Raw genomic sequence first — 11,422 nt, 5'->3', positions numbered from 1 at the left:
ACATCCTGGGGCTGGAGAAGGTCCCAAGGGTTCGGCTGTTCGCCGATTAAAGTGGTACGTGAGCTGGGTTCAGAACGTCGTGAGACAGTTCGGTCCCTATCTGCCGTGGGTGTTGGAATATTGAGAGGATTTGTCCCTAGTACGAGAGGACCGGGATGAACGTACCTCTGGTGGAGCAGTTGTCGTGCCAACGGCAGTGCTGCATAGCTATGTACGGACGGGATAACCGCTGAAAGCATCTAAGCGGGAAACCCACCTCAAAACGAGTATTCCCTTGAGAACCGTGGTAGACCACCACGTTGATAGGCCGGGTGTGGAAGTGCGGCAACGCATGTAGCTTACCGGTACTAATCGTTCGATTGGCTTGATTGCTCTCATTTTCAATGTCCATCCTTTCAGGATGACAGATGAGACCCTCTGATCCCCGCGCGAAAGCGCCGGACAGAGTTGAAAGACCAAACAGCTTGCTTCGTTCTTTGTCCTTCGCCGGCCTGGTGGTTATAGCGAGGAGCTTGAACCCGTTCCCATCCCGAACACGGCCGTTAAACTCCTCAGCGCCAATGGTACTATGGCTTAAGCCCTGGGAGAGTAGGTCGCTGCCAGGCCTGCCAAGGACAAAGATTCCTCACATACGATTTCACGATCAAACAAAACGCCGCATCCTTCGGGACGCGGCGTTTCTTTTTGTTTGAATCGGCGCTGACTTGATGGCTCAATGGAACTGCTGTTTTTCAGCCTCATTCAGCCGCCAGAATCATTTTCCCGATCGAATCCTGTCACCAACGGGACTGGCCGAGCCATCGTCAGCCCGCAGCCGAGGAAATCCCCATGCGTCAATTCATTCGACCTGTCGCCGCACTTCTGAGCGTCGGTTGTCTCGCGGTCTCGGTCGCGCTGATGTCCAGCTCGGGCGCGTTCGCGCAGGCTAAGCAGACCGCGCCAGCCGCCGCCGCGGAGCCGGCGATGAAGCAGATCGCGCTGACGGAAAGCCAGATCCAGGGCGTGCTCGCGGCGCACACCGAGATCGATGCTGTCACCGCGAAACTGGCCGACAAGCCCGACGCCGAGCCGGATGCCAAGATGACGGCGCAGCTCGACGGCATCGCCAAGAAGCACGGCTTCGCCAACTACGACGATTATAATCTGGTGATCGAGAACATCAGCCTAGTGCTCGGCGAGTTCGATCCGAGCACCAAGAAGTATGTCGGCGCCGAGGGTGTGATCAAGGCACAAATCGCCGCCGTGCAGGCCGACAAGAAGATGTCGGCAGAGGACAAGAAGGCGACCCTCGACGACCTCAACGAAGCGCTGAAGTCGCCGGCCCCCGCTGTCCAGAACAAGGGCAACATCGACCTGGTGGCGAAATATTACGACAAGCTCAACGACGCGCTGACGGAAGAAGGCGAATAGCCCGCGCTTCGTCGCAGCCATCCGAACGATTCGCATGCCGCCCCCTTCGCTTCGGGGCGGCATTTTTTTGCGCGTACGTCAGCACGCCCGTGATCGGTTCGCTCTCGCTCAATTGCTCTGAGGTCTGTGTTCTGTAGGCGCACGGCAGTCGATTGGCTGGCCGCACAACCGCCAATAGCTTCCTTATGAGGGATCCTCGTAATAGTTGGCGAGGTCTACGAGACGCAGCTGCCCGGCCGGGTCGCCTTGATTTGAATGATGGGGCGTCCTTTAGCGTACCGCCGTTTTGGGACGACCTACTTGCGCTCGACTAAAATGGCCTGACAATCCGACTCGCTGATATTTTCTGCACTGTGCGAGGATACGGTTGTTCCCGAAAATGGCGTTCCGGCCAGGCTCTTGTTTTCGCGCGTTGTGCCGTCCGGATTATGAAGTCGCAAGGTGCAATCGGTGAGCGGATAAATAACGAAGGGGATGGAGTGCGAATGTGGCTTGTCGGTTGTGCCTTTCTTCCAGGTGCTGGCGATCACCCTGAAGTTCTGATCTTCAAATATGACCTTATAGACCGTTGGGTCGGCCTGATAAGATGGGGCGGACTGTTGGGCGGCGGCTGATACGATCCAAATCATCGCGACGCTCAAACCAAGCACTGTACGTTGAATCATCGTCACATTCCCTTGCTTAAGCTGTTTCAGAGAAGAACCATTGGAAGAAGCACGGAGATCGCGTGTCAGGTCATGTATGAGTGATGAAACCCGAAAGGATGCCTCGGCGCCCCGCATCGACCCGAGGTCGCTACAGAATGCCTTGCGCAGCCGCGTTATCGCGATCGAGCTGCTTTCGGCGGATGATCGCCAACTCGTCGCTGCAAGTAGTAAATGCAGCGCTCGCCGCGCGGATACCGAACGTCTCACAGAATTGGCGATCCTCCTCGGCTATGATCCGTACGAGATATTCGTGTGCGGCCTGACGCATCACGGGGCCGGAGATGAAAAACACGTACATCCCACAGGCAACCAGCGCTGCAAGCAGCAGCGAATAGCCGACGAGTGCAGAGCGCTGGAGCCGGCCGGGACCGGCGGCGTCGGTGGTCGTTTTGGCCATGAAAGTCTCTCTGAACCAGTCGAGAAGGACAGGTGGGCTATTCGCAAGCATGCGCGCCCGAACGTGACGGCAGAATAGTCCTTGATGGGCGCGGAGCGCTTGGAAAACTTTGCGCACATCTCGTCTCGGCGGGAAAACCAGACGCGGCCCGGCGTCGCGCACCAGCAGCGACACCCCTCGGTTATTGAGGCCGAAGAGCATGAGCCTTTCGCTAGGATATTTGAATTAGTTCGGCTTTCACGTCGCGGCGAGCCTCGTCCCGCGCTGTGACTGAACCTAACCTGTAGCGTTTGACCCGAAGCGGACATCGACCAGACGTTCGCCATTGTCCTCTGGCGATCTATCCATAATATGGGCGATCTGGATCAGACGGGAGGTCGTAATGTCCGCATCAGCAACGGACCGCGTGACGGTGATAAAGCCGGGTCAGACCTATGTCGGTAAGCAGGGCTTCACCTACGGCGCGGGCGCGTCTGCCGAAACGGTCGGCGCGAAGCGTATCTGCATGAACGTCTTGCCGATGCCGCCCGGCATCCGTGCAAAGGCGCACTACCATGAGGGTATCGAGACCATTGCCTATATGCTCGTCGGCGAATGCGCGATCTACTACGGCGATCATCTGGAGCACCGCGTATTAGTACATACGGGGGATCAGGTTTTCGTTCCCGTCGACCTGCCGCACGTACCGTGCAACGAGAGCGGTGCGCCTTGCACGTGGATCGTCGTACATTCCTCAGGCAGCGATCAGGACGGCATTGTGCTGCTGCCTGAGCTCGACAAGCACCTCGCCGAACGACTGGGGGCGATGTCATGAGCGCGCAATACATGCCCCAAGAAAAAGCAAGTTCCTAGGGTGCGTCGGACGTGATTGGCACATCTGCATTCGCTGCGCCGTAAAAGGTATGGTCGCTATTACGTGTACAACGGACGTTGCAGCCCAGCGACGGTCGCTTATGTTCACGCCCCAAATCGAATAACCGGCAGTCATTGTGCGATCAAGTCCGGTGGTCGTGCCGCCATTGGTTCAGTTCTTGGACCATCGCTGCATCGCGACGATGTGGACGGCGTCGTGAAGGTACATCCCGAGCGCCAGACCGCGATCGTAGCTGGACCAGAACCGCGGCAAGATCAGGATGCTATGACCGCCCTTCCCGGTGATCCTGACCAGTCCCGCCGATTCCGCATCCTTCATCAGATTGCGGACATGGGTGCGGGAGACGCCGAACCGGTCGGCTGCTTCGACATAGGGGATCGCGGCGTTGGGATCGGCCGAATCCATCGCGGCCCGCAGCACCGCATTCTGGATCAGCGGTCCCGCGGCGTGCGTGAAAAAAAGCAGGGTGTCCGGCAGCGTCATCATGAGGCGGGCGGCCACGGCGTTGAACGGCAAGGATGTGCTGCAGTGGAGCGCGTGAAACTCGCGATTGCGCGACAGCACCGGGCCGTAATCATGGAGGGGGAATAGCATCGCAAGCGGGATGGAGTGCGTTGCTAGCCACTCCGCGTGATGATCGCGCAGCTTCGGCGTGGAGGCGAGCAGCCGGACGCGGCCGTCGTCGGCGGCGCGACGCTGCTCCAGGAATCCGACCTCCTGCAGCCGCGCGACGAGATGATCCACTTGCCGGTCGCTGGCGTAGCCGAAAATGGCCAACTGCCGCTTAAGCGCAGCCACCGTGAACCAGGTCTCGCGTCTGGACGGATCCTGCGCCGCCTCGAGAACCGCGACGCAGTGAAAGACGAAGAAACGCCCGGCCTGAAGCAGCAGACGAACCATGAAAGGATCGCCCTGGTACAGGTCAAGGAAGCTCCCAAGATAAGCGTGACGCGCTTCCGGCAGGCGGGGATGGTTCAATATCTCATCGAATCCCAACCGCAATGGGGCACCGACAAGGCGCTCAAGTTCGTCCTGTTCCACCGCCACCCCTCCCCGATCAGGAAAAACTATTAGCCTGAAGCAATCTACGCAATGTTTTCCGTAAGCCATGCCGCGATTTCTTTTAGCTTGCGGGAGCGGGTCGCCCGGGCGCTGCAGGCCTAGGTGCGAGGTTGGCGGCCATCGCGGCCGGCCGGCCACTTGTTAGCAAACCATCAACGGAGACTGAAATGGCGTTGTACATGTATCAATTTTCATACACGTCAGAATCATGGGCTGCGCAGATCAAGAACCCGCAGAGTCGGGTCGAGCAGGTCGGCCGGGCGACGACAGAGGCGGCTGGCGGCAAATTTATCGGCGGCTGGCTTTGCATGGGAGAATACGACGCCGTCATGATCGCCGACTTGCCGGACATCGAGAGCATGGCTGCCATTGCACTTGCAGTCGCGGCAGGCGGTGGGATCAAGTCGGCCAAGACAACGCCGCTGATGACGGGCGAGCAGGGAGTGACGGCACTCAAGAAGGTAACGACCTTGGCCGGAACGTATCGTCCCGCGAGCTGAATTCGATGCGGCAACTGGCTGTCGAATCGCGTCTTCGACGCCTACGACGACATCATCGATGCCGCCGGCGAGGCGTGTCGCCGCCTCGTCGCTCAGCCCAAAACGATCGCGTCTATCGGAATGCGCCGATGGTCTCATATCGGTCGCGCATGAGGGGCGTCGGCATTACATCCCGACATCGTAGATCAGCCTCTTTCCTTGTAGCCATTGAGTTGCGGTGGGACGGGGCTCACGATTGCGACGCTAGTGAGAGGACAACAGATGAGGGACATCGTTCTTCGTCCGGGCACGGCGGCAGACGCCGCTGCCTGCGGAACTATCTGCTATGCAGCCTTCAAGGCGATCGGCATGGCTCACAACTTCCCGCCGGAAATAGGTTTGGCGATGTTCGAGGTGTTCGGCACGAACCGGACCAGCCGCGACCGTCTGAGAATCTCCGTTGGTCGGGGTGGACCGGAAGTGGCGGGCCGACTGCCAGGCTGGCGCTTTTGACCCAACTGCGACATTCGTGGCGCTCAAATAATTGGTGGCACACGCTCCTTGATGTCTTCCGGACGTCGAGTTTAGACGGTTACACTCGCGCAATCTGAGGTGGGGAGACGTTTCAATGGCTATAGGTTACGAGACGATGGGCGATGGCGCGCACAGGGTGCTCGCGCTGCATGGATGGTTCGGTGACCACACAACATTTCAGCCCTTGAGCGAAGCGCTGTCCTTGAACGATTTTACCTATGTCAGCGTCGCATATCGCGGTTACGGGATATCCCGCCAAATCAGCGGCTCCTATACCATGAAGGAGATTGCAGCCGACGTTTTGGAGGTAGCCGACACGCTCGGCTGGGCGGAATTCAGCCTGATCGGCCACTCCATGGGCGGCATGGCGGTGCAGCGCATTCTTGCTGACGCGTCTGCGCGAGTACGAAAGCTGGTTGCGATAACGCCGGTGCCGGCTTCAGGCGTTCCCTTTGACGAGCAGACTTGGCAACTGTTCAGCGGTGCATCGACGAGCCGTGACAACCGCCGCATGATCATCGATTTCTCCACCGGCAATCGGCTCTCGAAGGCTTGGATTGATCACATTGCACGCTACTCGGAGGAGACCTCGACCCGCGAGGCGTTCGCCGGCTACTTGCAGGCATGGGCGAAGACCGATTTTCATACCGAGATTATGGGTAAGACCCTGCCGGTCAAGGTCATCGTTGGGGCTAACGACGGCGCTCTGACAGCAGATGTGATGAAGGCGACGTATCTCTCCTGGTATCCGAACGCGAGCCTTGAAGTGATGCCCAATGCGGGACACTATCCGATGAACGAGACACCGGTGGCGCTTGCAACCTCTATTGAGGCGTTCCTGCGAGCTTGATTTGATGCATGCACTGGTTGAGCGCTGTCAGTCAATGCTGTGTAGGCAAGGCAGTTTCCACAGCAAGACACTATCGTCACTATGCGCGATGACACCTTACCAATGGAAGGAGCCAACCCAAGATGGCGCAGCCTCTGGACCTCGATGCTTACCTGGCACGCATCAACTATTATGGCTCCCGTACTCCAACCTACGATACCCTCGCCGCCATCCTGCGCAACCATATCTTCAACATCCCATTCGAAAGCTTCGACGTCCTTCTCGGTCACCCAATTCGCCTTGATCTGGAAGGTCTGCAATCCAAGATCGTTGCCGCCGGTCGTGGCGGCTATTGCTTCGAGCACGCAAGCCTGATGCACGCCGCACTCGAGGCAATCGGCTTCGCCCCAATGAGACACGCCTCGCGTGTCCTCATATTCGAACCGCGCAACGCGAGTGTACGCCAACACATGTTCCTCACAGTCACGACCGGCGGCGTTACCTACGTGATCGATCCCGGCTTTGGCCCATTCGCCTGTCCCCAACCTATCCCGATCGACGGCACTCCGGTCCCGACCAATGCCCCGTCACACCGACTCGTCCGCGAAGGTAGTGATTGGTTTCTCTACGTCACCCGCGACGGCGAAGAGATTCGCGGCTGGGTTTCAACCATGGAGGAGGAATACCCTGTCGATTTCGAGATGATGAACCACTACATCGCCACGCACCCGGCTTCCTTCTTCACCCACAACATCCTCGCGAGCGCCGTAACCGGAGAAGGCCGCGTCAACGTCATGAACCAAGGCGTCCTCGTTATGCGCAACGGCGTTGCCGAAGCCTCGCAGTTGGCGGATCGCAAAGCCCTTCGTTTGCTCGTCGCACGGCACTTCGGCTTCGATCTGCCCGAACTTGAGACAATGCGTGTGGACGGGGTACCTGGCTGGCAGTGAAAAATTGTGATGAATAGTCATGTCCGAGTCGGCCATGCGGGGATTTCTCTTAGCTTGCGGGAACGGGTCGCCCGGGCGCTCCAGGCCTGAACGCCGTCACGGCGAAGCTCGGCGACAAGCCCGACGCCGAACCTGACGTCAAGATGACCGCACCGATCTGGTGGCGAGATATTACGCGATGCTCAACGAAGCGCTGTCGGAAGAAGGCGAATAGCCGCTCCTGCCGCAACGTCCGGTCATCTACGCCGCCCCGAATCGGGGCGGCGTTTGCTTCTCGGCGACGGCTGGCGGATCAGAGAGCCTTGACATGCTGGTCGCGTAATTCGCGCTTCAGCACCTTGCCGATCGCGCTGCGCGGCAATGCATCGACGACCACCACGTCGGCTAGGCGCTGGGTCTTGCCGACCCGGCTGTTGGTCCAGGCCTTCAGCGCTGCGGGATCGATCGCGGCGTCGGGCTTGCTCACCACGAACGCCACCGGGGTCTCGCCCCAGTCCTCCGACGGCATCCCGACCACCGCGACTTCGACCACGTCGGCATGCTCGCTGACCACGCTTTCGATGTCGCTCGGATAGATGTTGAAGCCGCCGGAGATGATCATGTCCTTCTTGCGGTCCATCAGGGTGAGAAAGCCGTCGGCGTCGAACCGGCCGATGTCGCCGGTGCGCACGAAGCGGGTGCCGTTTTCGTCGTGCCAGAACGTCTCGGCGGTCTTCTGCGGCTGGTTCAGATAGCCCTGCATGACCACCGGCGAGCGGCCGACGATTTCGCCGATCTCGCCGGTGGCGACCGGCTTGCCGTCCTCGTCGATCAGCCGCACCTCGTGGTCGGGCATCGGCTGGCCGACGGTGTGCAGCTTGTCGGGATGCTCATGCGCCAGCAGCGCGCAGGAGCCGCCGCCCTCGGTCATGCCGTAGAATTCGGTCAGCCCGCCGGGCCAGCGCTTGAGGATATCGGCCTTAAGCTCGGCGGCGAACGGCGCCGAGGTGCAGAATTTCATCTGGTAGGACGACAGATCGAAGCGGTCGAAATCCGGCAGCGCCATGATCCGGCGATATTGCACCGGCACCAGCATCGCATGGGTGGCGCGGTGCTTTTCGCTGAGTTCGAGCAAGCCGCGGGCATCGAATTTCTTCATCAGCACCACAGTGCCGCCGCCCGCCATGGTCGGGTTGAAACAGACCAGCGTGGTGTTCGAATAGAGCGGCGTCGACAGCACGGTGACCGCGGCAGGGCCGTAGCCGAGCGGGTCCATCTGGCCATATTGCCGCCAGCGCAGATAGTGCGAATGCACGATGCCTTTCGGCGTGCCGGTGGTGCCGGAGGAATAGATGATGTTGAACACCCAGTCCGGGTCGATTGTGACCGGCGCGGGCTTGCTGCCGGGATCGGCGCACCAGGCGCTGAACGGCCGGCCCCAGCCGCCATCGTCGAGCGAGACCTGCAACGGCGCCGCGGCGGCCTCGCCCATCGCCGCGGCGGTGGTGGCGTCCATGAACAGGATTTTCGCGCCGGAATCCTTCACCATCGCGGCGAAATCCTGCGGCGTCGATGACGGCGCCAACGGCGCCACCGCGACGCCAGCGCGTAGCGCGCCGAGGAACGTCGCGACATATTCTATGGAGGACAGCGCGCAGATCGAAATCACGTCGCGCGGCACCAGGCCATGGGCTTGCAGCGAGGCCGCGACGCGATCGATCAATTCGTTGAGCTGCGCGTAATTGAGCTGGCGCTCGCCATCGATCACCGCGATCCGCTGCGGCGCCTTGGCCGCGGTTTGCGCGACCAGCGCGGGAAGGCTGATGAAGTCCGGCATGTGGTTCTCCCGAGTTTCTTTTTGTTGCGTTCCGTCGTGATGAAATCACGACGGATGACCTTCGACACTCTCCAATATTTCAGGAAGTCTCTCAACCCGTCATGGTCGGGACAAGCCCGGGCATGACGTGGTGAGGAGGGTGCCAGCCTTCGCCTGTTGCCTGCGCAGCGATCAGCGGTCCAGCGTTTCGCCCGCCAGCCACTTCGCGCCGCTGGCGTAGAGCCGCTCGACCGCGGCGCCCTTCAACCCCGGCATGTCCAGTTTGATCTGGTAGCCGATCTGGCTCTGCAGATAGGCGAGGTGACGATAGCCCTCGGGAAATTTCGCCAGCAGCGTGGCGTCCAACGTCAGCCTTGCTGCGGGATCGACCGGATCGATCCGGTCCTTCTCATAGATCGGCTGTCGCAGCACGAAACCCCAGCGGCCGTCGCGTCTTTCGAGAAAATCGTAGAACCGTCCGGTGCAGACCACATCGGCGACGACGTCGTGCACCACGCCGCGCTGTGCGATCGTCATCTTGGTCTGCGAGATGGCGCGATTGCCGGCCAGATCGATCGACTGGCCGCCGAGGAAATGCAGGATCGAGACGCCCTTGGCCCAGCCCTGCTTGCTCATGGCGATGAATTCGTCGGCGCTGCCCTGGGTCCAGGTCGCCATCATCCGGCCGTCGTCGAACCAGACCGAGCGAAACCGCTCCCAGTCGCCGGCGTCGCGCCAGACCGCCCAGTTCTCAATCAGCTCGCGGATCGCGAACCGGTCCCCTAACGCTGCATCCATGGATTGTTTCCGCATCGGCGCTGGTTGCGCGAGGCGCCACTATACAGGCTGCGCTGCACAGGGCGAGTGCGCGAAGGCGAAGCGCCGGCGCCGTTGCGCTTCAGCTCAGCGCCCGGAACAGAACCACCGGCGACAGGCCGAGGATCGTGGCCCACATCCCGAATGCCGAGATCATCAGAAAATCGCGTTTTCGTTCGGCCCAGACGGCAACCTGATTTCTGGTTGGCGTAGTGGTTCGCTTGCTCATGTCCATCCCCCCATTCTTGTTATTGAAGGGAACGATACACAGCGAAACCTAAAAGCCCGCTCGCGTCTCGGCTCAAATGCGCGCTCGCCGCGTCACCACGGATTAACCATCGACCCGCGGCGGCTCATGCGCCCGCGGCTTCATTGCCGCCCGCGGCCGCATGGGTGATCGCGATCGCGGTGCCCCCGGCTTTCCTCATGGTGGAGACCCGTGCCCCGAGCCGCTCCGCCAAGGCCCGGATGATCCCGGTCCCGAGCCCCGCGGTGACCGGGGCGTCCGACTCCGGCTGACCGACGCCGTTGTCGGCCACCGTGAGGCTCCAGTCGTCGCCATTGGCGGTGTAGCAAACGCGGATCCGGCCGCTGCTGGTGGTGTCGTCGAACGCATATTTGAGCGCATTGATCACCAGTTCGGCGACGATCAGGCCGAGACTCTCGGCCACGGTGCAGGAGACTCTGGCGTTGTCACCGATGACCTCGATCGCGATCGAACGGCGATCGCGGATCACGGCCTGCGACATCGCCTCGCAGAGTTCGCCGAGATAACCGGCGAGTTCGATGCTCCCGCCGGGCGCGAAGGCGTGCAAGCAGTGCTGCACGGCCGCGATCGAAATCACCCGGTCATGCGCGTCGGTCAGCGCACGGCGGGTTTCCTCCGAGGTCACGCTCAACGCCTTTACCAGCATGATATTGGCGATGATCTGCAGGCTGTTGCCGATCCGGTGCTGGATCTCGCTCAGCAGAATATCCTTCTGCTGCAGCATCTCGTCCTGCGCCCGCTGCCGGCTCCGCTCTCGTGTCAGGTCTTCGATCCCGAGCAGGATGTTGGTTCGCGCGCCTCTGGCATAAACCAGATGCCGGGCATTCAGCCGCATGGTGCGGCGCCCGATGGCGCGGAAATCGTGTTCGACCTCGCAATTCTCGATGGCGCCGCGCTCGGGCAGGATCTTTCCCAGCAACTGGCGCAGTTCGGGAATGTCCCAGTCGCCGCCGCCGAGCTCGTAGAATAGTTTGCCCTTGGTGTCCGGGGGACTGACCGTGAAGGTCTGATAGAACGACCGGCTTGCGGCGACCACGCGTAGCTCGCGATTCAAGACCACCATCGGTTCGCGGACCGTTTCCACGATGGCGTCGGCCAGCGTCGGTTGGCGTTCCTCGGTCAGCCGGATTGCGGACGGCATAGTTCCACCCAACGCTCTTGCTTCAAGGCTCTTGGCTTCACCCGCGTGGCGGCTGTCACTGCAAGCCAGTATTGTTACGAATCACCTTGAAAAAGCTATGCGCGGACCGGCGCCGCTGTCCGTATCAAATTGAACACCGGCCGCGCTTGGTTCTGACTAC

13 protein-coding genes, 2 rRNA genes and 1 pseudogene are annotated in these 11,422 nt (G+C 60.7%); 9 read left to right on the top strand and 7 right to left on the bottom strand.

What is annotated here, in order from left to right; translation table 11 throughout:
- The 3 genes from HXX15_RS22880 to HXX15_RS22870 all read left to right on the top strand — a co-directional run.
- Window positions 1-372 (top strand): 23S ribosomal RNA (locus HXX15_RS22880); the annotation flags it as partial.
- Window positions 373-490: 118 nt separating this feature from the next.
- Window positions 491-605 (top strand): 5S ribosomal RNA (rrf, locus tag HXX15_RS22875).
- A gap of 223 nt (window positions 606-828) precedes the next feature.
- Complete coding sequence (locus HXX15_RS22870) at window positions 829-1,410, top strand: hypothetical protein (RefSeq protein ID WP_296519212.1); 582 nt, start codon at window positions 829-831, stop codon at window positions 1,408-1,410.
- 296 nt (window positions 1,411-1,706) lie between these two features.
- Here the strand turns inward: HXX15_RS22870 and HXX15_RS22865 are convergent, their stop codons facing one another.
- The gene (locus tag HXX15_RS22865) at window positions 1,707-2,075 is read right to left on the bottom strand and encodes a hypothetical protein (protein WP_296519211.1); all 369 of its coding nucleotides are present in this window, start codon (window positions 2,073-2,075) and stop codon (window positions 1,707-1,709) included.
- A 130-nt stretch (window positions 2,076-2,205) separates the two neighbouring features.
- On the bottom strand, window positions 2,206-2,514 hold the full coding sequence (locus tag HXX15_RS22860) for a hypothetical protein (RefSeq protein ID WP_296519210.1): 309 nt from the start codon (window positions 2,512-2,514) through the stop codon (window positions 2,206-2,208).
- Between the two features lie 382 nt (window positions 2,515-2,896).
- On the opposite strand from HXX15_RS22860, the gene HXX15_RS22855 reads away from it, so the two are divergent.
- Window positions 2,897-3,328, top strand: coding sequence for a cupin domain-containing protein (locus HXX15_RS22855; RefSeq protein WP_296519209.1), 432 nt, complete (start codon window positions 2,897-2,899; stop codon window positions 3,326-3,328).
- Window positions 3,329-3,538: 210 nt separating this feature from the next.
- Here HXX15_RS22855 and HXX15_RS22850 read toward each other — a convergent pair whose 3' ends face one another.
- The gene (locus HXX15_RS22850; RefSeq protein ID WP_296519208.1) at window positions 3,539-4,429 is read right to left on the bottom strand and encodes a hypothetical protein; all 891 of its coding nucleotides are present in this window, start codon (window positions 4,427-4,429) and stop codon (window positions 3,539-3,541) included.
- 188 nt (window positions 4,430-4,617) lie between these two features.
- Between HXX15_RS22850 and HXX15_RS22845 the strand changes: the two genes are divergently transcribed.
- From HXX15_RS22845 to HXX15_RS22825, 5 genes and pseudogenes are all read left to right on the top strand, one after another.
- Complete coding sequence (locus tag HXX15_RS22845; RefSeq protein ID WP_296519207.1) at window positions 4,618-4,950, top strand: GYD domain-containing protein; 333 nt, start codon at window positions 4,618-4,620, stop codon at window positions 4,948-4,950.
- A 12-nt stretch (window positions 4,951-4,962) separates the two neighbouring features.
- Window positions 4,963-5,103 (top strand): annotated as a pseudogene (locus tag HXX15_RS22840) (IS630 family transposase); the annotation flags it as partial.
- Between the two features lie 108 nt (window positions 5,104-5,211).
- Window positions 5,212-5,442 carry a hypothetical protein gene (locus tag HXX15_RS22835; protein ID WP_296519206.1) on the top strand — a complete coding sequence of 77 codons (231 nt, stop codon included), beginning with the start codon at window positions 5,212-5,214 and terminating at the stop codon, window positions 5,440-5,442.
- Between the two features lie 115 nt (window positions 5,443-5,557).
- Window positions 5,558-6,313, top strand: coding sequence for an alpha/beta hydrolase (locus HXX15_RS22830; protein WP_296519205.1), 756 nt, complete (start codon window positions 5,558-5,560; stop codon window positions 6,311-6,313).
- Between the two features lie 122 nt (window positions 6,314-6,435).
- Window positions 6,436-7,242, top strand: coding sequence for an arylamine N-acetyltransferase (locus tag HXX15_RS22825; protein WP_296519204.1), 807 nt, complete (start codon window positions 6,436-6,438; stop codon window positions 7,240-7,242).
- A gap of 292 nt (window positions 7,243-7,534) precedes the next feature.
- Here HXX15_RS22825 and HXX15_RS22820 read toward each other — a convergent pair whose 3' ends face one another.
- From HXX15_RS22820 to HXX15_RS22805, 4 genes are all read right to left on the bottom strand, one after another.
- Window positions 7,535-9,058: a class I adenylate-forming enzyme family protein gene (locus HXX15_RS22820; protein WP_296519203.1), complete on the bottom strand. Its 1,524-nt coding sequence runs from the start codon at window positions 9,056-9,058 to the stop codon at window positions 7,535-7,537.
- A 171-nt stretch (window positions 9,059-9,229) separates the two neighbouring features.
- Window positions 9,230-9,835, bottom strand: a complete 606-nt coding sequence (locus HXX15_RS22815; protein ID WP_296519202.1) for a nuclear transport factor 2 family protein — start codon at window positions 9,833-9,835, stop codon at window positions 9,230-9,232.
- A gap of 100 nt (window positions 9,836-9,935) precedes the next feature.
- Complete coding sequence (locus HXX15_RS22810; RefSeq protein ID WP_296519201.1) at window positions 9,936-10,082, bottom strand: hypothetical protein; 147 nt, start codon at window positions 10,080-10,082, stop codon at window positions 9,936-9,938.
- Between the two features lie 124 nt (window positions 10,083-10,206).
- Window positions 10,207-11,262 (bottom strand): sensor histidine kinase, encoded by a 1,056-nt coding sequence (locus HXX15_RS22805; RefSeq protein WP_296519200.1) that lies wholly within the window; start codon window positions 11,260-11,262, stop codon window positions 10,207-10,209.
- Window positions 11,263-11,422 lie beyond the last annotated feature (160 nt).

Source organism: Rhodopseudomonas sp. (assembly GCF_013377015.1).
Classification (GTDB): Bacteria; Pseudomonadota; Alphaproteobacteria; order Rhizobiales; family Xanthobacteraceae; genus JARJEH01.
Note: the sequence above shows the minus strand (reverse complement) of the source record. Positions and strands in the feature narration are given on the sequence as shown.

Excerpts from the sequence above, each read along its gene's own strand:
- HXX15_RS22865 (WP_296519211.1), bottom strand. The coding sequence starts at position 2,075 with ATGATTCAACGTACAGTGCTTGGTTTGAGCGTCGCGATGATTTGGATC.
- HXX15_RS22815 (WP_296519202.1), bottom strand. The coding sequence starts at position 9,835 with ATGGATGCAGCGTTAGGGGACCGGTTCGCGATCCGCGAGCTGATTGAG.
- HXX15_RS22845 (WP_296519207.1), top strand. The coding sequence starts at position 4,618 with ATGGCGTTGTACATGTATCAATTTTCATACACGTCAGAATCATGGGCT.
- HXX15_RS22855 (WP_296519209.1), top strand. The coding sequence starts at position 2,897 with ATGTCCGCATCAGCAACGGACCGCGTGACGGTGATAAAGCCGGGTCAG.
- HXX15_RS22870 (WP_296519212.1), top strand. The coding sequence starts at position 829 with ATGCGTCAATTCATTCGACCTGTCGCCGCACTTCTGAGCGTCGGTTGT.
- HXX15_RS22810 (WP_296519201.1), bottom strand. The coding sequence starts at position 10,082 with ATGAGCAAGCGAACCACTACGCCAACCAGAAATCAGGTTGCCGTCTGG.
- HXX15_RS22830 (WP_296519205.1), top strand. The coding sequence starts at position 5,558 with ATGGCTATAGGTTACGAGACGATGGGCGATGGCGCGCACAGGGTGCTC.
- HXX15_RS22825 (WP_296519204.1), top strand. The coding sequence starts at position 6,436 with ATGGCGCAGCCTCTGGACCTCGATGCTTACCTGGCACGCATCAACTAT.
- HXX15_RS22860 (WP_296519210.1), bottom strand. The coding sequence starts at position 2,514 with ATGGCCAAAACGACCACCGACGCCGCCGGTCCCGGCCGGCTCCAGCGC.
- HXX15_RS22820 (WP_296519203.1), bottom strand. The coding sequence starts at position 9,058 with ATGCCGGACTTCATCAGCCTTCCCGCGCTGGTCGCGCAAACCGCGGCC.
- HXX15_RS22805 (WP_296519200.1), bottom strand. The coding sequence starts at position 11,262 with ATGCCGTCCGCAATCCGGCTGACCGAGGAACGCCAACCGACGCTGGCC.
- HXX15_RS22835 (WP_296519206.1), top strand. The coding sequence starts at position 5,212 with ATGAGGGACATCGTTCTTCGTCCGGGCACGGCGGCAGACGCCGCTGCC.